The organism is Pseudomonas sp. 9.3L (assembly GCF_058536285.1).
On sequence record NZ_JBZUBK010000001.1, the window covers coordinates 539,466 to 559,592 of the forward strand.

The 20,127-nt window shown below is 62.7% G+C and carries 16 protein-coding genes; all 16 read right to left on the reverse strand.

Annotated elements, in window-relative coordinates; genetic code table 11:
* Nucleotides 1-39 precede the first annotated feature (39 nt).
* A complete protein-coding gene (locus tag AC4LE2_RS02340) occupies nucleotides 40-1,452 on the reverse strand; it encodes an undecaprenyl-phosphate glucose phosphotransferase (protein WP_491823912.1) in 1,413 nt (470 codons plus the stop codon).
* 44 nt (nucleotides 1,453-1,496) lie between these two features.
* Entirely contained in the window at nucleotides 1,497-2,696 is a 1,200-nt protein-coding gene (locus tag AC4LE2_RS02345; RefSeq protein WP_491823913.1) for a glycosyltransferase family 4 protein, read from the reverse strand.
* Complete coding sequence (locus AC4LE2_RS02350; protein ID WP_491823914.1) at nucleotides 2,693-3,805, reverse strand: glycosyltransferase family 4 protein; 1,113 nt, start codon at nucleotides 3,803-3,805, stop codon at nucleotides 2,693-2,695. The genes AC4LE2_RS02345 and AC4LE2_RS02350 overlap by 4 nt, the downstream gene beginning before the upstream one ends.
* The gene (locus AC4LE2_RS02355) at nucleotides 3,802-5,190 is read right to left on the reverse strand and encodes a hypothetical protein (protein ID WP_491823915.1); all 1,389 of its coding nucleotides are present in this window, start codon (nucleotides 5,188-5,190) and stop codon (nucleotides 3,802-3,804) included. The genes AC4LE2_RS02350 and AC4LE2_RS02355 overlap by 4 nt, the downstream gene beginning before the upstream one ends.
* Nucleotides 5,171-6,478: a hypothetical protein gene (locus AC4LE2_RS02360; RefSeq protein ID WP_491823916.1), complete on the reverse strand. Its 1,308-nt coding sequence runs from the start codon at nucleotides 6,476-6,478 to the stop codon at nucleotides 5,171-5,173. Before AC4LE2_RS02360 ends, AC4LE2_RS02355 begins: the two co-directional genes overlap by 20 nt.
* A complete protein-coding gene (locus AC4LE2_RS02365; protein WP_491823917.1) occupies nucleotides 6,447-7,694 on the reverse strand; it encodes a glycosyltransferase family 4 protein in 1,248 nt (415 codons plus the stop codon). Before AC4LE2_RS02365 ends, AC4LE2_RS02360 begins: the two co-directional genes overlap by 32 nt.
* A complete protein-coding gene (locus AC4LE2_RS02370; RefSeq protein WP_491823918.1) occupies nucleotides 7,691-8,722 on the reverse strand; it encodes a glycosyltransferase in 1,032 nt (343 codons plus the stop codon). The genes AC4LE2_RS02365 and AC4LE2_RS02370 overlap by 4 nt, the downstream gene beginning before the upstream one ends.
* 12 nt (nucleotides 8,723-8,734) lie before the next feature.
* Nucleotides 8,735-9,517: a WbqC family protein gene (locus AC4LE2_RS02375; protein WP_491823919.1), complete on the reverse strand. Its 783-nt coding sequence runs from the start codon at nucleotides 9,515-9,517 to the stop codon at nucleotides 8,735-8,737.
* 20 nt (nucleotides 9,518-9,537) lie between these two features.
* Nucleotides 9,538-11,748 carry a polysaccharide biosynthesis tyrosine autokinase gene (locus AC4LE2_RS02380; protein ID WP_491823920.1) on the reverse strand — a complete coding sequence of 737 codons (2,211 nt, stop codon included), beginning with the start codon at nucleotides 11,746-11,748 and terminating at the stop codon, nucleotides 9,538-9,540.
* A gap of 85 nt (nucleotides 11,749-11,833) precedes the next feature.
* Nucleotides 11,834-12,763: a glycosyltransferase family 2 protein gene (locus AC4LE2_RS02385; protein WP_491823921.1), complete on the reverse strand. Its 930-nt coding sequence runs from the start codon at nucleotides 12,761-12,763 to the stop codon at nucleotides 11,834-11,836.
* A complete protein-coding gene (locus AC4LE2_RS02390) occupies nucleotides 12,760-14,304 on the reverse strand; it encodes a lipopolysaccharide biosynthesis protein (protein WP_491823922.1) in 1,545 nt (514 codons plus the stop codon). Before AC4LE2_RS02390 ends, AC4LE2_RS02385 begins: the two co-directional genes overlap by 4 nt.
* Entirely contained in the window at nucleotides 14,305-15,420 is a 1,116-nt protein-coding gene (locus AC4LE2_RS02395) for a DegT/DnrJ/EryC1/StrS family aminotransferase (protein ID WP_491823923.1), read from the reverse strand.
* 46 nt (nucleotides 15,421-15,466) lie between these two features.
* Complete coding sequence (locus tag AC4LE2_RS02400) at nucleotides 15,467-16,234, reverse strand: hypothetical protein (protein WP_491823924.1); 768 nt, start codon at nucleotides 16,232-16,234, stop codon at nucleotides 15,467-15,469.
* A 624-nt stretch (nucleotides 16,235-16,858) separates the two neighbouring features.
* Nucleotides 16,859-17,650, reverse strand: coding sequence for a carbon-nitrogen hydrolase family protein (locus AC4LE2_RS02405; RefSeq protein WP_491823925.1), 792 nt, complete (start codon nucleotides 17,648-17,650; stop codon nucleotides 16,859-16,861).
* Between the two features lie 3 nt (nucleotides 17,651-17,653).
* Nucleotides 17,654-19,336 (reverse strand): flavin monoamine oxidase family protein, encoded by a 1,683-nt coding sequence (locus AC4LE2_RS02410; RefSeq protein ID WP_491823926.1) that lies wholly within the window; start codon nucleotides 19,334-19,336, stop codon nucleotides 17,654-17,656.
* 166 nt (nucleotides 19,337-19,502) lie between these two features.
* Nucleotides 19,503-19,964, reverse strand: a complete 462-nt coding sequence (locus AC4LE2_RS02415) for an Lrp/AsnC family transcriptional regulator (protein WP_491823927.1) — start codon at nucleotides 19,962-19,964, stop codon at nucleotides 19,503-19,505.
* Between the last annotated feature and the right edge of the window lie 163 nt (nucleotides 19,965-20,127).

Below are 20,127 nucleotides of genomic sequence, written 5' to 3' on the forward strand. Positions count from 1 at the left end.
TTGGAAAACAGGTCACGGCGTAAGAGAAGGCCGGCCAGCTCAATAAGCGTTCTTGTTAAGGAAACCCTTGAACATCGTCAGGGCGATGATTTTAAGGTCCAGCCACACCGACCAGTGCTCAATGTAGTCCAGATCGTACTCAACGCGTTTCTGCATTTTATCCAGTGTGTTGGTCTCGCCCCGCCAGCCGTTGACCTGGGCCCAGCCGGTGATGCCAGGCTTGACCTTGTGGCGCAGCATGTAGCAACTCACCAGGCGCCGGTATTGCTCGTTGTGGGCCACGGCATGCGGGCGGGGGCCGACGATGGACATGTCACCCATCAGCACGTTGAAGAACTGCGGCAGTTCATCCAGGGAGGTGCGGCGCAGTACCTTGCCCAAGCGTGTTACCCGCGCATCTTCGCGGCTGGCCTGGCGCACGTCCGGGCCGTTCTCTTGAACGCTCATGCTGCGAAATTTCCACACCATGATGGGCCTGCCATCCAGGCCGTAGCGCAATTGGCGAAACAGCACCGGCCCCCGCGAACTGAGCTTTATGGCCGCCGCGATCACCAGCATGGGCACGGCGATCATCGTCAGGATCACGGCGCTGGCCACGATATCTTCCAGGCGCTTGATTATGCTGCTTGAGCCTTGCAGCGGGCTGTCCACCAGGCTGATGCTGGTCAGGCCGTTGATGCTTTCGCTGCGCGCGTTAAGCAGGTCGAACATGAAGATGTCGGGAATCAGGTACACCGAGGCGGTGGTATCGCTCAAGGCGCGCACCAGTTCGCGGATCAGGGGTTCCTGCGCCATGGGCAGGGTGATGTACACCTTGTCGATGCGCCCTTCGCGGGCGTGCTCCACCAGTTGGGTGAGCCCGCCGCGCACCACCGCGCGCCGGGCCAGGCCCGATAGGTTCATCTGCTGCGGCTGGTCGTCATAGAAGCCCAACAGCCGCAAGCCCATCCACGGGGCGTGCGCCATGGACAGCGCCAGCCGCTCGCCCACCTGGCCGGTCCCGACGATGGCCACGTTGCGGGTGTTGAAGCCGCGCTTGCGCAGCGCCTGCAAACTGCTGCGGATCATCAGCCGGTAGCCGCCTAGTATTGCCAGCACGAGGGCAAAGCATTGCAGCAGTTGGCGGGTAGGCAACGCCTTGTCTTGGGGTAGCAACTGATCGGCGACCACCAGGCATACGAAGGTCAGCGACCAGTAGGTCGCCACCCGGCGCAGCTCACGGCCTGCGCGCTCGCCCCGCCAGGAGCCATAGAGCGTGTGGTACTCGCCCAGCCAGTGGAACACCAGCACGGCCAGCAATACCTTGATCCAGGTCTCGCTGGTAGTGGGGTGCTGGTTCATCCAGTCGATCCACAGCAAACCGCCCACGATGACCGCAAGGTCCAGCAGGCGGTGGGCCAGGGAAAGAAACGACTGGTGGGCGTGGAGAATGCCCTTGTAAGCGGTTGACATGAGGGTGTCCTGGTGCAGTCGAGAAAGATTAAAAGGGGTATGGGCTAAAGCAGGCCTGCGGCTGCGGTGGCCTCGCCATTGACGGTTGCCAAGGTCAAGCGCGGTGCCGGCAGCGGGGTGCTCAACCCCGCCTCGATGCAGCGCACCTCGACGAAGTGCCGGAACTGACGTTCAAAGTGGTGCTCGCTGAACAGCTCGGCCTGGTCGCGGCAGGCCTGGGCACTGATGCGATGGGCTTCGCGTTCGAAGGTCTGCACTGCGGTGACCAAGGCCTCTGCGGTCTGCTGGGGGTAGAGCACTCCCGTAGGCTCGGGGTCGTTTAGCCCGCGCACCGTTTCCAGTACGCCACCACGTCCGAAGGCGATCACGGGCGTGCCGCAGGCCTGGGCTTCTACCGGGGTAATGCCAAAGTCTTCTTCAGCGGCGAACACAAAGGCCTTGGCGCTCTGCAAGTGTTGGCGCAGTACCTCAAAGGGCTGCTGCCCCAGCACTGTGACATTAGGCCCTGCCGCTGCCCGCACCTTGGCCATCTCCGGCCCGTCGCCAATCACTACCAAGCGCTTGTCCGGCATGGCGGCAAAGGCTTTAACGATCATCGGGATCTTTTTGTACGGGACCATCCGCGAGGCAGTTACGTAGTAGTCCTGCTTGGCGTGGGTCAGGCTGAACCCCTGGGTATCTACCGGCGGGTAGATCACCGTAGACGCGCGCCGGTAGGCTTTGTTGATACGGCGGCCGACGAACAGGGAGTTGGCCACGAAGTCATCCACCGCCGCCGACGTGCGCTGGTCCCACAGGCGCATGTAATGCAACACGGCCCTGGCGAGCATGCCTTTGAGGCCACGGTTGAGGCCGCTCTCGGCCAGGTACTGATGCTGTAAATCCCAGGCGTAACGGATAGGCGAATGTACATAGCTGATGTGCAACTGGTTCGGGCCGGTCAGTACGCCTTTCGCCACCGCATGGCTGCTGGAAATCACCAGGTCGTACGCGGACAGGTCCAGTTGCTCCACCGCCAACGGCATCAAGGGCAAATACTGCTGATAGCGGGTGCGGGCCTTGGGCAGGCGCTGGATGAAGGTGGTCTTGGCCTGTTTGCCACCCAGGCGCGCCCGGTCCTTATCGCTCAAGAAATCGATCACCGCGAAGAGGTCGGCCTGAGGCCAGAGCTTGAGCAAGGAGGCCAGTACCCGCTCCGCGCCGGCAAAGGTCACCAGCCAGTCATGGACAATAGCGATTTTCATTGGAATTCCTTGGCGCGGCGAGTGGCGCACTTGAGAGCGGTGGGCGGTAGCGCGCTTTTACCTTGCAGGGCGTCGAGGTAGTCGCTAACCCGCCGGGCCGACGCTTGCCAACTGAACCGGCCCACGTTGCGCAGCCCAAGGGTGCGCAAGTGGTCGCAGATCGCCGGGTTATCCAGTACCAGAGCCATGGCGCGGGCCATCTGGTCCACGTCCAGCGGGTCGAAATACAGCGCGCTCGATTGCAGCACTTCTGGGATCGAGGCGGCGTTGGCGGCCAGAACCGGGCAGCCACAGGCTTGAGCCTCAAGGGGCGGAATACCAAAGCCTTCGTACAGTGACGGGAAGACAAAGGCAGTGGCCAACTGGTACTGCTCGATCAACTGAGCGTCGCTGAGCCGGCCCAGGAGCTTGATCCGAGAGTGCCCCGCCACCTGCGCCTGTAGGTTCGGGTCAGCGAAGATGCCGTTGGCCGCGCCCACAATGCGCAACTCCACATGAGGGTGGCCCTTCAGGCTGAGAAAGGCTTCGATCAACCGGCCGAAGTTTTTATGGGCGCTAGGGGACGACACCGCCAGCAGGTAGGGCCGTGGGATTTCCAGGCGGCGCGGCCGGAACGCCTCGCTGACCGCGTTGGGTACCACGAGGATCTTGCTGGCCGGCACGCCATAGAACGCTGAGATCTCCTGCTGGGAGAATTCGCTGACGGTGAGGATCGCCTGGGCATGCTTGAGCATGGTGGGCGTGAGCAGGCGGTACGCCGTGCGAAACGCGCGGCTGTAGCTTTGCGGGTGGCGCACGTAGGTAATGTCGTGGTGAGTCACCACCTGCCGGTGGTAGAGCATCGGCGCCGTGGCGCACAGCGAGAGTAGCCAGGGGCTGGCGTTGCGGCGCAGGTACACCGGCAGGTCCAGTTGCTCCCAGAGGTGCCCCTGGTGACGCCCTATTACCTGAACATTCAGTTTCCTGGCGGTGTCTTGCATACGGATGCCGGGCGGTGAAACAAACACCAGGTCATCGCGCAAGGCCTTGAGCGACAGGCACATCTGCTCGGCAAAGCGTTGTACCCCACGGAGCTCTTGAGTCAAAAAGCGAGCATTGATGACGATCATCTTGAGTACATCCCTGTGTAGCGATTCATGGGGGCAGTGCCTGCCTGAACGGATAACGGTTGTGTGCCCGCTGGTGGGGCGTCCGGCACGTCTTGCAAGGTGACGATCACCGGGAACGCGCCTACGTGGAGCCGGGTAAAGCAGCCATTGGCGGTGCAGCGCCACATGGCGTGGGTGTTGTCGTCGGTGGGGCCGGTAGCGCTCAGTTGTACGGGGCCAATAGCCTGGCCGAAGGCCTTGAGCGTGATCACGCGGGCCGCACCCTTCGCCCACACCGCAACCACGCGCTGAGTGCCGTTGCCAAACACCAACCGCACCAAGTCGTCGTTGCCTTCAACGGCGGGCAGTTGCTCGTCGGGCAGGTAGCGGAAGCCGTTGAGTACCGGCGCAATACGGCTGAGCGCCCAGTAGGCAGGCTTGGGGCTCAGGTCCTGGCGCAGCAGGCCGAAATTATGTTCCTGCTCGGCAGGGCTGGGCCCGTCGTTGGCCAGGTCGTACCACCACAGGCCTTTGATGGCCGGCAGCGTTTTGGCCAGCAGGTACGCACGCGCCAGCCACGCGGCTTGGGTGGCTTCGTCCACGCCGCAGGGGTGCAGGGTACCGGTGCTGTGCCAGCCCATTTCAGTCAGGTACAGCGGCACGGGGCGGCCGGCCAGGGTGTCGAGGTGCGCGGACACTGCGCGCAGCCACTCGATCCAGGCTTCAGGCGTGTTGCCGTGACCGGTTTTTTCACAGTGTACGTAGGGGTGCAGCGACAGGCCGTCCACATGGTCGAGCAGCCCGCCTTGTACCAAACGGTCGGCATACCCTGCCTTGATGCCCTGGGTGGTGACGGTGCCGGCCAAAATGCGCGCCGCCGGGTCGATCTGGCGCAGTTGCCAGGCCGTGGTTTGTACCAGGTCAAGGTATGCCTGGGTGAACGCCGGGGAGGTGGGGTCTTCCAGGTCCCACTCGTTCCACACTTCATAAAAGCCCACCTGGCCCTTGAGAGCCTGGGCCACGTAAGCCACGAACCGTGCATAGCCTGCCCTTACGCCAGGGGCGATCGGTTTGCTGTCGTTGGCGTAAAAGCGGTTGCCATAGCCCAGCATCAGCACGTTGCCCTGGTTGCCGGCCTGTTGCTCGCGCAGGTACTTGAGCCAGTCCGGCGAGGTGTGCAGCACCCCAGGGGCCTGCTCCACGGTGGACCAGTAGGCGTCGTCGGCCACGGAGCCTACACCGGCTTCGCGCAATAACCGCAAAGGCGCGCGCACGTCACGCGGCTGGTCAAACAGGTGCGTGTGTACGCCTACGATGAAGTCGGTCGGGTCCGCCGGTTCAGCGCAGGCCAGCACAGGGCCCAACGCGCTCAGCGCCAACAGGGTGTTACGCAAGGCGCGGCGCATTGGCGCAACCCTCCCTGAAGGTGCCAAGTAAGCGTGGCGTCACAGCGGCGGGCGCAGGGCGCAGCCACAGGTGGGACACCGCCAGGCCAACGAACAGGGCCGCCACCGGCACCTCCAGCACATCGGTGGTCCAGCTAATCAAGGTGGTGCAAAAGGTGATGGTCATCAGCGCGCCGCTCATCCAGTCCCGGCGTGCGGCCAGGCCGCCGAGCAATGGCGCCAGGCCCGCGTACAGCAGGATTCCGGCCACGCCCAGGGTGCTCCACAGGTACAAGGGGGTGTTGTCGGTCACATAGGGCATTTCTACCGAGTACACCGGAAACACCGCCACGCTGCCCCCGATCAAGCCAACGCCTGCGCCGAAGACGCCCCAGCCTTCACGGTCGATGGCGTTGATGACCATGGGCCAGGTGTTGACCAGGCGGTCGTAGAAGGAGGCCCACAGGGTATCGCCCGTGGTGGCGTGGCCGTCGAAGTCCAGCACCATGGCCATTACGGGTAGCGCCAGGCCCGCACCCACGACGAGCCAGAACAGCGCTCGGCACAGCATCGGCTGCCGCAGCACCGGCAACAGCAGCAAAGCCAGGGCGAACGCCGCGGCGGTGGATTTATTGGTGGTCAGAAGGATACCGGCGAAGGTGGCTGCGAACAGCAGGCTCAGCAGCGTTTTAGAGCGTGTAAACGCAGTGAGGTAGAGCGCGTAAATGGCCATCATCATCGCGGCCGTGGTGGACATCCGCGCAAAGCCGGCCAGGCGGTCGGTGCCCCCGGCAGACCACGCCTGATTGCCCCGCAGCGTGGTGTCGCCCAGGGTATAGCTGTAGCCCTTCCACGGCACGCTGGTGTACTTGTCCAGCAGAATGCCCAGCATCGACAGCACCAGGCAGGCGCCGATGCTCCACGCCATGAGGCCGCGACGCGGTTGCAGGTAATGCCCGCAGAGCATCCCGAACAGCAAAGGGCTGTAGATGAACAGGCTAAAGCCTGCGTTGCTGAGGCTGGCGCCGTGGAGCATGCCCAACAGGCTGGACGCCACCAACAGCAACAGCGCCAGCCAAACGCCTCGACTCAGCCGTGCAGTCAGCAGCTCCAGGGCGAACAGCACCAGGCAGGCGACCTTGGGCAGGTACAGCAGGGCCGAGGCCCCGGCCATGTCCAGGTAAAAGCGTAACGCGCCCGAAAAACTCTCCACTGCCACCAGGCTCAAGGCCGTAAGGGCCATCAGCGTGGACTTATGGAAAGCCAGCGACCGGTGCTCAGTACTGGAGTACGGCAATGTCAGTGCCATGGTGTGGCCTTCCCTTGATAACGATCTGTTCGAAAAGGCCTTGGTACGCATCGAGCATGCGTTCGGCGTCCAGCAAGTGCTCCACGCTGCCACGCGCCTGATCGGTGAGCCGTTGGCGCAAGGCCAGGTCGTTGGTCAGGCGCGTCATGGCCGCTTCGAGCGAGCCCGGTTGCTCGGGGTAGCAGAGCAAGCCGTTCACGCCATCCTTGATGATTTCCGGCAAGCCGCCACGGCAGCTGGCAATGACCGGCACCGAGTGTGCGCAGGCTTCCACCGCCACCAGCCCGAAGGGCTCGTTCCACACCGACGGCACTACCGCGACGTCGATGCCTGGGTAGAACTGGTCAGGCGACTGATAGCCCACAAAGCGAATGTTCGGGGCGCTCCCGGCGAGAGCCCGCAACTGCGCCTCATAGTCGGCCTGGCCTTGCCCGGCGATGTCCAGCGTGGCCTCGAAGGGCAAGGCCTTGAACGCACGGATCAGCCAGGCCACACCCTTTTGCTCGGACAACGTGCCCAGGTAGCCGAAGCGAATGCGTGGGCGGCGGGTACTGGGTGCCGCCCGATAGGCCGGCAGGGTGGCCTCTGGTGGAGGGGTGGCGTTGTACACCACCTGGGCACTGGCCCGGCTGAACAACCCGACGGCGCGTACCCGCTGTAGCAGGTACTCACTTACGCCGACCACCGCCGCCACCTGGCGGGAGCGTTCGGCATGGCCTTGGCGCAGGCTGCGGCACAGGGTGCAGGGGCTTTTGCAGGCGCTGCCTTTCTTGAACATGTTGCTGCCGGGGCACAGCAGGTACAGGTCGTGGAGCACCTGAACGATGGGCAGGCCTACGGCGGTGACTTCATCCCAGGCCGCCACTGACCAGCCTGCCAGGTTATGGCACACCACCAGGTCTGGTTTTTCCCGTGCGATCACCTCGCGCACATACTGGCGCATGCCCGTGTTGTAACGGTCACGCAGGTGCCAGCCCAGGCGCAGCAAGGCGCCCGGCCGTTGCGGGCTGTAGTGCCAGTAAGCGTTGAGCAGCCCCGCGCGGTACACCTTCACGCCACGCACCTCGGTCAGGTGCAGGCCAGGCTTGGGCCCCGTGGCCAGCACGCTCACTTCAACGCCACGGCGCTGCAACCCTTCCACGGTACGCTGCAGCACGATTTCGGCGCCGCCGCCTACATGGGGGGCATACAGGCTGTTGAGAAACAGAAGTTTCATAGCGGGAAGGCCTCGTGGGTGCCCAGGCGGCCTGACTCGCCATCGCGAATGGCCTGCTCGATGAGGTTCAAGCGCGTCAGCGAACCTTTGCGGCGGGCCACCTGACGTAACAGGAATAAAAACAGCGAGCGGTTGACGGCATGCAGCCAGCCGGACGCTGCCCACACGTGCTTGTCGAACCAGGCCTGGTTACGCGCGGCGTAATAGGCCCTGAAGGGCGAGTCCCCCAGCAGGAAGGTTTCGTAGAGGCTGCTGGTGCGCGCCTTGATGTTCCAGGAGTGCTCCAAGTCTTCGAGCAGCGCGTCGGTGACGAGAAAAATCTCACCGCCCGAGGCGGTGATGCGCCAGGTGTATTCGGTGTCGTCGGCGTACAGCAGCAGTTCGCCCAAGGGTGTGCCGATCCGCTCGTACAGCGAGCGGTGGGCCAGCAGCCCGCCATAGGTGGTGAACGGCAACTTGATCAAGCGCGCCTGCTCGGCACGGGCCTTGGGGCGGCCCCAGGGCGTACGCCGCCACACTTTGTAAGGCAATTGCGCGATATGAAACCCAAAGCAGCTGGATCGCCATTGCACGGCGAACGGCCTTGGCACGCCTGCGGCGATGTCGGCCTGGTGGGTGGGGCGAAAGCCCATCACGGCGGCGTTGCCCAAGCCGCGCCCTTCAGTGCATTCGGCCAAGCGCTGGTGCAGCACGTCGATGGCGCCAGGGGTCGGCGCGTTGTCGTCGTCCATCAGCCAAAGGTACTCGGCGCCTCGGCTCAGGGCCGCTTCGATCCCCACGGTATAACCCACAGCGGAGCCGGTGTTGGTCGGCAGGTCGATGACCTCCACCCGTCCCGGCCAGGCCGCGCACAGCACTTGCAAGTTATCGCTGGACGCATTGTTGACAACGATCACCCGTGCGATCCGCTCATTGGCGAGGGCACGCTCGACCAACGTCCAGAGGTAGTTCAGCCGCTGCCCGTAGGTCAGGGTGACCAGGGTAGTGGTGCCACTCAGGTGATGCGTGCGCAAAGGGTCACTACGCATGACGGGCGTGTCCTAGGAAAGGGAAAGGGCGGTGTGGGCCGCCAGGCTGTGGGAGGGCGCCACCGGCGTGCTCGCCAACGGCGCGGGCAACGACAGGCTGTACTGACTTAGCCAGTGGCGCACCTGCTCGACCGGGTTGAACATCAGCACATCGATGATCGACAAGTGGGACACGAACGGCTGGTTGAACTGGGCGTAACGAATATCGTGCATCTGGTGAAAGCGCAGGCTCAGGCCCGCCTTGCGGAAGCGTTGCTCCTCGTACAGGCCGCGCCCGCCGATAGGGTTGACGTAGCGGTTGCCGCCGAGCCGGTGCAGGGTCTGGATCACCCGGTCCTGCTTGTCGGCGATAGGCTGAAGGTTCAACGTCGACGCCAGCAGGATCGGCGTCTCGATGCCCAGGTACACACACACCTCACGCAGGCTGTACTCAAGGTAGCGGGCCAGGTGGGCGTCTGGGTGACGTATCAAACGTTCCAGCAACGGCATTACCTGGCTGCGCTGTGGCGCCCGGGCATAGTGCAGCGCAAGGGTCTTGAGCAGGCTTTCCAGGGTGGCGCTGGCGGTATCGGCCAGGCACCGCTGATTGATGGGTAAACCATGGGCGGCCCGCGCCAATGGCAGGCTGAACAACCACGGCTTGCCGCCACACAGCACGCGGTTACGGTGTATCCAGCCATCCTTGACGTATTGCAAGTCATCGCCCAGCACGAACACGTCGGCGCCGGCGATCAGCTGGAAATAGCCCAGGTAGGGGAACCAGTAGGGCTGCATCATTGCAATGGTGGTGTTCATGCCGTGCATTCCGTGGCCGCTCATTGACGTGCGTCGCTGTAGTCGTAGCCATAGGCTGCGCAGTCGTATTCAGCGTTGGAGGCTTTGCGCACCACGCCATTGAAGATCGCGCCCTTGAGCGTGACGCCGTTCTGCGCCAGGCGCCGCCGGGCAACGTCCAGCTCCCTGACCGTGCTCTGGCCGAAGCGGCCCACCATCATGCACGTACCGGCCTGGCGCCCGACCAGGGTGGCGTCGGTCACCGCCATCACAGGCGGGGTGTCGATGATGACGAGGTCGTACTGGGGCGCCAGGGTTTCAAGCAATTGGCTGAAGCGCTCGTGCATCAGCAGCTCGGAGGGGTTAGGCGCTGCGAAGCCGCAGGAAATGAGCTGAAGGTGCGGCACCTGGGTGTCATGCACCACATCGTCGAAGGGCAGGGTGCCGGTAAGGGCATCGGCCAGCCCATGGCGGGGCTGCACGCCGAATTGCTGGTGCAAGTAGCCCTTGCGCATGTCGGCATCGATCAGCAGTACCCGCTTGCCGGCCTGAGCGCTGACCACGGCCAGGTTGGCGCACACGAAGGACTTGCCCACCCCTGGTGTGGGGCTGGTAACCATCAATACGTTGTTGGGGGCTTGCGCCATGGCGAAGTGCAGGCTCGTGCGCAGGCTGCGCAGTGCTTCCATCGTTGCTTCGCGGGGCGCTACTACACCCAGCAGGCGCGAGGCAGGCTGGCCCTTGCGGGTGTGCCCACGGTTAAGGCGCGTTTGCTGGCGGGACTGGGGCAGCGAGGCGTACACCGGCAGGCCCAGTTGCTCCACGCTTTCAGGGTTCTCTACCCCTCGGTAAAACGCCTGGCGCACGAACAGGGTGAAAATAGCCACCAGCGCGCCGAGTAGCGCGGCCAATGCGACGATCAGTTTGCGCATGGGTTTAACAGGCTCCTGCACATTGGCGTCGGCGGCGTCGATGATACGAACGTTGCCGATGTTGCCCGCGCGAATGATGTCTTGCTCTTGCACGCGGTTGAGCAGGTTGGTGTACGTCTGCGTGGTCACCTGCATGTCACGGGTCAGGCGCAGCAGCGCCTGTTGGGTTTCCGGCAACTGGCCCACCGCGCCTTGGGCCTTGGCCCTTTGCGCTTCCACCTGGCCGATCTGCTGGGCCAGCGCCACCGATTGCGGGTGCTGGCGGGTGTACAGCCGATCCAGGTCGGTGCGCTTGAGGCGCAGCTCGGTCAGTTGGTTGTCATACACCACCACTTGATCCAGCAGGGCGCGGGTTTGTTGGCCGATGTCCACCGAATGGGTGCGCAACTGGAATTCATGCAAGGCCGCTTCGGATTTCTCCAGCTCTGCCCTCACCACGGGCAGCTGCGAACGCAGAAAGTCCAGGCGCTGGGCCGCTTCTGCGGAGCTGCGCTCAATGTTCTGGCGCACGTAACGGTCGCTCACTTCCTTGACCAACTGCACGGCCCGGGCCGGATCCTGATCCTGAAACGACAGGTAAACGATGCCCGAATCCTTGCCGGCTTCGCTCACCTTGAGCTTCTCCTGGTACGCCAGTGCGGTGGCCAGCTCACGGTTGCGCACTACACGAAACTCAGTGCCGGGGTGTGCATGTAGCGCGTTGAGGATCAAGGTCACGCCGGCGCCTTCGGCAGGCTCGCCCACTTCACCGCGCAGCAGGGTTTCACCCTGTGGGCCTTGCAGCGTGTAGTGGCCGTTCTCGCCTGCAACCAGGGTCAGCGGCAGGCCTAGCAGCGGCTGGGGCACGTCCAGCGTGCTGACATCTATGCGTTCTCCGCCCCAGGCAAACCGTTCCAGGCCGGGCAGGGGGGTTGCCAGTTGACCTGCAGCGGGCCTGAACTGGCGCGCGTACCAAGCGCCGATCACCGGCAGGTAACGTGGATGGGCCGTGATGTCCAGGTTGAGGTCGGTGATAACCCGGCCCAACACGGCCCGAGACTTGATCAGCTCGATTTCGGTGGCGGCTTCGGACACCGACGTCGGCTTGCTGTTGAACACCGGCGTGGCATCCAGGCCGATTTTCTTAGGCTCGATCTGAATCATCGCGTTGGCCTGGTACACCGGCGTCGCCACGATGGCATAGGCGATGCCCGCCAGCGTAAAGCTGCCGACCACCCAGGCAATGAGCGCTTTATGATCGAACAGCATGCGCAGCAGGCTGGCAATGTCGATCCGGGCGTCCTGTTGGGGCTCCAGGCTGGAACGGTTGAAGTCGGTCATCGTGTAGCTCCTGGGCCAGGGTGGTGCGCGGTGGCGGTGATCCCGTCGAAAGGGGGCAGTGCTAGGGAGTGGTTAGGCTGCATGGCTAACGGCCCCCGCTGGGCAGGGCCAGGCGTCGGCACAGGTTGCGGCTGATGTTTCGCCCTACCAACGCCAAGGCACAGAGCTTGCGCACGGGCGAAATGGCTGCCAGGGACAACCCGAATACCTGCGTGAGGTAGTGCTCGTACAAGGCCTGATGGCCGCGTTGGTGGTAGTAGTTGGCCAGGCACGCGGCGGTCTGCAGCGACATGTGCAGTTTTTTCTTCTTCATGCGCATGGAGAACATTCCACCGTCGTGAACGCGATACTGGCCAGCGGTGATCTCAGGCATGTACTTGCCCTTGCCGTGGGCGCCAAGCATCGACCACCAGCACACGTCCATCAGCGGGGCCTGCTCCAGCTCACGTGGCAACTCGCGCAACACATTGCGGAAGCACACGGTGAGCGTCGAAATGCGTCGGCCTTGCATCAGCTCCAAGCTGCTGGCGTCCCGCTGGTAGCGACGGCCCAGTTGCACCCCCTGCGGGCCCCGCTCGCTAACCACAACCGCGTCGTGGTAGGTCATCACGTAGTCAGGGTGGCGCTCCAGGAAGGCCACCTGTTTCTGAAGCTTGAGCGGGTCGGTCCAGACGTCATCGCCATCGCAGTACGCCAGGTAGCGCCCTTTGGCCAGGTTGAACAGCATCGGGAAGAACAGTTTGCCCTGGCGGTATTGGTTTTGCTCATGTAGCACCGGGCGAATCAGCCCAGGGTAACGACGCGCATACTGCTCAATGATGGCCCGGGTGCCGTCGGTCGAGGCGTCATCGTTAATCAGGATCTCGAACGGGAAGCGCGTGCGCTGGGCCAGAAAGCCCTCGATCGTCTCGGCAATAAATGCCTGCTGATTGAAGGCAGGGCACACCACGCTCACCACCGGCGCGCACTCGCTGCCCCAGGCCTGCATAATGTCGTGCTCGGTTCGCAGGCTCATCGTTCGACACTCGGCTTGCTAAACAGGAGGGCGACACGGGAGGTCACCCAGCGGTCGCTGGCAATCACCACGGCCAGGGTGCCAAGGCCGCAAAGGGCCAGGCCGAACAGGGTTAGCGCTCGGTCTTCGCCAGCGGTAAGGCGTACCAGCGGCTCGGTTAAAGCCAGCCCCAACAGCGTCATCAGGCTGATCCGCAGGATGTCTTTGAGCCAGGCGCCATGCACGTCAGGCGCCAGGTGGCGGTGTACGACGCGCGGCCAGAGGGCGAACGACAACAGGCGCAACACGAACCAGGCCGCAGCGGCACCCAGGGCGCCACACACGTTGATGGCCAACAGCATCACCGGCACGGTGACGGCGGCCGAGACCACGCTGTACCACAGGTGCAGGCGAATCTGTCCATGGGCGTATTGGAGGTAGTACTGGAGGGTACTGGCCGCCATGATCGCGCTGCCCAAGGCATACCAGAACAACACGGGCTGGCCCCAGGCAGCCGCAGCATGGTCGCCGCTCCAGGCATACAGCAGGCTGCCGCCATGGGCAGCCATGACGCAGGCCAAGGGGAACAGCAGCGTGCAGGTGAAGCGGCTGGCGGTCAGGTACAGCTGGTGCATCTCCTCGACGCGGCCCTCGGCCAGCAGTACGGTCATGCGCGGCAGCAAGGTTTGCACCAGCGGGTTGATGAGCATCACGATCCCCGTGGTCATCAGGGCCACCAGCGAGAAGTAGCCGTACTCGGTGAGCAGCAACTGCTCGGACAGCAAGACCTTGTCCAGCTGGGTGAGCACGATCCACAAGATTGAAGTGAACGACAGGCTGAGCGCGAAGGGCACGATGGGCTTGACCAGCGCCCAGTTGAACCCGCTCAGCACGCGCGGCGCCGGCAGGCGGGCGTAGGCTTTGGTGGCAAATATCAGGGTTTCGAGCAGCGCTACTGCCAGCTGGAACTGGAAGAACACCAGGGCGTCCTGAGACACGAACGCGACCAGCGCCAGGCCACCGAAGTAGCGAACGGTGGTAATGACCACGTTGGCACCGTTGAGCCACCCGTGCAGTTCCAGCCCTTGCAGGCCGCTTTTGTACAGTGTGGCGTACAGGCGTAACGCGACCATGCACCCCATAAGGCTGATGCAGTGAACCAGGGTGTCAGTGCTCAGCGCTTGGGCGTTGAGCCAATGCGACGCAATCCAGGGGCTGCCCAGGTAAATAGCCACCAGCGTAGTGGCAGCGAGTGGAACAAAGATCAACTCGAACGAGCGCAGCAGCCAGCCGCTGTTACGGCCCGACGCGGCGCCTGCATGGCGGTGGTGGGCGATCTGCCGTACCAGTGACGGCGACAAGCCGACGTCCAGCAACTGCAACCAGCTTTGCAACACGGTGTAGAAGCCGATCAGCCCGTAGACCTCTGCCCCCAAGTGGCCCAGGTAAAACGGCATGATCAGGATGCCGATCAACAGCGCATAGGCTTGCCCAACATAATTGAGGGTGGTGTTTTGAGCCACCGACCGGCGGGTGCCCGGCACGGGCTTGAAGGCTGGCATCTAGACGGCCCTGCGCAAGGGTGCGAAGGCCAGGTAAGGCGCTTCACAGTGGCGCAGCAGCGTATCGACCACACGCTGTTGTACCTGATGGCTCAAGCCTGGGTAGATCGGCAGGCACAGTACGCGCTCGGCCAGGCCTCGGGAAATCGGCTGCGGCTGTTGCGGTTGCAGGTAGGCAATGGTGTCCAACGAAGGATAGAAATACCGGCGCGGGTTGATGCCCACCTGCTGCAGCGCGGCGCGCGCTTCGAGCATCTGCGAGTGGCTGGCCAGGGCCACGGGGAAGTAGCTGTGACACGTCTCGCTGGTAGCGGCTATCTGTTGCAGTTGCAGATGATCGCCTAGCTGGCGCTGATAAAAGTCACCGATTTCGGCGCGCTGCTCCAGGATCAGGGCGATGTCATCCAGTACACACAGGCCCATGGCCGCCGAAAACTCATTGAGCTTGGCGTTGGTGCCCAGCGTCTCGATGGTTTCGTAGTCGGCGATGCCAAAGTTGATCATCAGCCGCACGCGTTCGGCCAGGTCATCGTCGTTAGTCACGATGGCGCCGCCCTCGATGGTGTGGAACAGCTTGGTCGCATGGAAGCTCAGGGCGCTCACGTGGCCACGGTTGAGCACCGACTGGCCATCATGGCGCACGCCAAAGGCGTGGGCGGCATCGTAGACAAGCTTCAGGCCATGGCGATCGGCAGCCTGCTCAAGGCTGTCCAGGTCGCAGGGGTTGCCGAACACATGCGTGGCGACGATGGCCGAGGTGTCGGCCTGCACGCTGGCCTCGATGCGTTGTGGGTCAAGGTTCCAGCTATCGGCACAGATGTCTGCGAACACCGGGCGGATGCGCTCCCATTGCAGGGTGCTGGCGGTGGCCACAAAGCTGAACGGCGTGGTCACGGCACTTCCGGTTAGCCCCAGGGCACGGTAGGCCACTTGCAGCGCCAGGCTGCCGTTGTTCACCAGCACGATATTGCGCACGCCAAGGTAGTCCTTCAGGCGCTCTTCCAGTTCACAGCACAGCGGGCCTCGATTGGTCAGCCAGCGCGATGCGTAAATGCTGTCGACGTACGCCTTGAATTTTTCGAGGCTGCCCATGTAGGACTTGGTGACGTTGATCATGGCGAATCTTCCTTGCGCAAGCCCTGCGCGGGTAGCTGTCCTTGGGTCAGGCGACCTTGTTGGAAGGGGCAACACTGCGGCGCGCGCGCTGCTGGTTGAGCGTGAGGATCAGGCGTGTCGTTGCGCTGCCCGCATGGGGGTCGCCGTAGTGGAACAACGCGGTGGCGCGGGTGACCTCGGGGCTGCAAGGCTGGTTGGCGTGCAACGTGCGGTAGCCCCAGAACACGTACAGGTTGCCGGGCACCAGGGGCAGTGTGCGGGGCGTGAGCCACCCGGCGTCTATGGCGCGGCACAGCAGGCGGCGGCTGAGGCTGTTCTGGAGCAGTGCCTTTTCCAGCACGTTCACGATCACGCTGCGGCGTACCGGACGCAGGTTGGGAAACAACATAAGGTCCCCGCGCTGTTCGCCTTCCTGCGCAATCACGATGGGCACCAGTACCGTGAGCAGGGTTGCGTCATAGTGGAACGCGTTGGATTCACGCAGGCCGCTGCTCCCTTGCACACAGCGCAGCACAGGGAAGATCTCGTGGCTGGCCGCCGAAGCGCCGGTAGCGTGGCGATGCAACTGGTCGAGGGTAGCGGCCAGGGTTGGCGAGGCGACCAGCGCAGCAAGTGGGCTATTCGCCAAGGCCTGTACGCCGTGGTAAGCAAAATACTGCCCTGGGTGCTCAGCCGCTTCGTCTTGAACGTACTGGCGCAGCCCTTCAAGCACTTCAGGCGCGAATGCCTGCTCAATCACCGCATAGCCTTGGCGATCCATGTCGTCGACCATCAATGCAATGGACGTTGAGTCTTTTTGAAGTAACGGCGACATGAGAGAGCACTCTAAGCATAATTAAATACGTGCTGTTAAAACCGAAGCGATACACTTCGAACATTACTTTTACCAAGGCCGCCAGGCTGTTTAAGCCGAACGAGAGGCCATGTTTTAAATGCTGCTGATTAACAGGTCGCGGCCCGGAAAAGGGCGCGTGCCGGTCAAAATTCAGGCCGAGCGTTGGCGTCCCGGGCGATTCTTGATCGCGAAAGGCTCGCGGATCGAGGAATTCAGCCAGTAAAAATGGGTACTTTTTGTTGCGTGGCCATCTGCCACTTTCTGAGGCGTTTGCTCAGGTGGGTGATATATCCGGCTTTCTTTGCACCCTGTCAATCAATTCCGCTGAATTAACCGACAGCAGGTGAAGGTGGCGGGCTGTATATTTTTAAGTTATTGAAAAATAACAACTAATATTTTTGACGCCATCTTTATGATATCACTATGATTCCGCATGATGGCCAGGGCTGGATTTTAGCTGTGAAAATGAGTAAGCATATGATAAATAATGAGGTTTTAACGGAAAGACAGGAATTAAGGTTATTTATACTCCAAAATATTGGCGCCATTTTAATGGCTATCATTGTTTTGGAGTCGTCGCCTCAGTCGACATTTTGACTGGCGTCAGGGTTGACGGTATAGGTCAGTGCGGCGGTCTACTAAATAAGGGGTCGCTTGGCGTACGTCCTTCAAGTAAGCGGCATCTAAGTCTGTGAAGATCAGGCACTCTTCGTGCGCTGCTATCGCCTGCACCGAGCCGTCTGGGCCACTCACACTACTTAAACCACAATATTCCAAGTCACCTTCACTACCGCAGTAATTGGCATAGGCCAGGTAGCAGCCATTTTCGTAGGCACGGGCGCGCACGGTCACCCGCGCAACCACCTCATAGCCCACCATGTTGGCGGTAGGCACCACAATCAGCTCGGCGCCCGCCAGCGCCAACTGGCGCACCGCTTCCGGGAATTCTACGTCGTAGCAGATCAGCAGCCCGATTTTCCACCCGTCCAGCTCGGCAACGGCGAAGCCGCCATCACCTGGGCTGAACATCGCTCTGTCCAGGCCGCCGAACAGGTGAGCCTTGCGGTAATCCAGCACGCGCTCACCCCGGGCGCTGACTACTTGAGCGGCGTTGTAAACCCTGCCGTCTGGGCCGGCTTCAGGGTAGCCATAGGCAACGGCGATACCATTGGCCTTGGCCACGGCGGCAACCTGGGTGGGCAGGGCACCCTCGGGGGCATGAGCGTGGCTGGCTGCCGCCTCGGCGCCGATGTTGTAGCCGCTGCTGAACATCTCTGGAAAGACGATCAAGCCTGCGCCGCGGCGTGCAGCCTCAATGGCCCAGGTTGAGAGCCGCTCAAGGTTATGGGCCGGCTGGAGAGGCCCCGCAGGGCCTTGGTAGAGCGCGATACGCATGGGTCAGTCCGCAAGGGCGATGGGTCCCAGGGTATCAAACACGTCCCCCGGGCCAGGGTTATCGGGGCGGGTACGGCCGCCAAAGTGGTTCATGATGCCCCATACCGCGTTAAGCGATGTTTGCACCGCGCCCTCTACCCAGGCGGGCGTCCAGGACACGTCGTCGCCGGCGATGAATATCCCGCGCTGTTCGGCCGGCATGTCCTTTTGAATGAAATGGGCATACATCCGCTGGTTGTAACGGTAGTGGCCCGGCAGGGCACCTTTAAAGGCGCCGAGGAAGTGTGGGTCCGCTTCCCAGGACACGGTGATGGGGTCGCCGATGATGTGCCCGGCAATGTCCACGGTTGGGTAGATTTTCTTCAGGGCGTCCAAGGCCAGCTTTACGCGCTTTTCTACCGGGTGGGGCAGCATTTTCAGCGCATCGCTCATCCATGAATAGCTCAAGCAGATCACCCCCGGCTTGCCCTCGCCGTTATCGAACAGGTACGTGCCACGAGTCAGGCGGTCGGTCAGGGTCATGCTCATGGTGTCGCGGCCGGTGACCGGGTCTTTGTCTTTCCAGAACGGGCGGTCCACCATCACGAAGGTCTTGGACGACTGCATATAACGTGTGCGGTCCAGTGCCATCCACATTTTCTGGGAGAACAGCGACTCTTCGCATTCGATCTGGGTGGTCAGCAACCAGCTTTGGCAGGTCGCGAGCACTGCAGGGTAGTGCCGCACATGCCCCCACACGTCGGTTATGGCGAACTGGCCATTGTCGGCCCGGGCGACTTTTTGCACGCCGTTGCGCGGCGCCCCGCTGTGGAGGGTACTCAGGCTGGTGCCTTCCGGCCAATGGGCGCAGCGTTCCGGGGCGTGCCGCCAGATGCCAAGCGGGACCTTCTCCACCCCACCCACCACCAAGTGCTGATGGTCGTCACAGTTGGTCATCACCACCCGCAGGATTTCCAGCATCGAGTTGGGGAAGTCCGAATCCCAGCCGCCTGTACCAAAGCCTACCTGGCCGAAGATCTCGCGGTGTTGGAAGGTCAACCCGGCAAAGGACTTGGACGTGGCCACGAAGTCATAGAAGGTGCGGTCGTCCCAAAGGGGCACCAAGGTGTTCCACAACGCCTTCAGGCGGGTGACGTCGCGGTCGCGGATGGCTTGCTGAATCTCCTGAAACTGCGCGCGCTCTTCCAAGGCATCGGCCCAGGCATCGGCGACCTCATGGAACATCTTGGGCAGGTCACTCACGTGCTCGGCGTAATACGTTTGGCCTTCCAGGTCGATCACGGTGCTGCCGGACGCCGACGTCAGGGGGTTGGGGAAAGGTCGGGTTTCCAGGCCAAGCATGTCCACGTAGTGGTAGAAGGCCGTAGACGATACCGGGAAGCGCATGCCGCCCAGCTCTGCCACGATCCCCTCACCCCCCTCGAAGGTTTGTGAGCGCAGCCGCCCACCCAGGCGGGAGGCTTCATACACCACCGGGCGCAGGCCTAGCTTCATCAACTCATAGGCGGCCACCAACCCCGCGATACCGGCCCCGATGATGGCGACCTCTTTCCCGTGGTTCGCCTCTGGAATGCTGCCCAAGCCCTCTGGGTGCTCGATCCACTGGTCAAAAGCGAACGGGAAGTCCGGGCCAAACACCGTGATCGGTTTGTCGAAACCGGCAGGATGGCGGTTGAGCTTGGGCATGGACACCTCACAGGAATGCGCTAACGGAGTATAGAAAAGGTTGGCCAGCATTCTAGGGAGGGCGGCGCACGTTATTAAGGTGCAGAGTGCAGGCTTTATGCGCAGGTTTCCGTCATTGTGACGAAACCTGCTGACAGAGTGACCATGCTGCTGGCGACCGGCGTGATTACTGGCCGCGCCCGCGGTCCACTTTGGTGCTGAGAATGATCGAGGTCGTGGTTTTTTCGACTCCTTCCAAGGTGCCGATCTGGTCAAGCAGTTGGTCCAGTTGCTCGGGCGAGTCGGTACGCAGCCAGGCGACATAGTCGAACTCCCCGCTGACGGCGCACAGCTGTTGTATCTGCGCCATGGCGCCCAAGCGCTTGAGCACTTCCCGGCCGGCCTTGGGTTGCACGGTGATGCCCACGTAGGCCTGCAAACCACCGCTGACTGCACGCTGGGCAACACGCACCCCATAGCCGACGATGATGCCGCTGCGCTCCAGCCGAGCAAGACGGGAGGTGACCGTAGTGCGCGCGATGCCCAGGGTTCGGGCCAGGGTCGCCACGCTCTCGCGAGCGTTCACTTGCAGGGCTGCAATCAGTTGACGGTCAACCCCGTCGAGGGAAAAGGCACGTTGGTCGTTCATCTGGGCTCGCGGGTAGAGGCATAGGGCTATCCTAGTAAAGCGGGCCGGCTCAGTCACTCCTTATTGCGTTACACCCGCGAGCGCGTGGTGCTACCGCTTATCAGCGAAGTGGCAATGTGCCCTGAACGCCGCTTCGCCATCGTCTTCGAATAGGCATACGGGT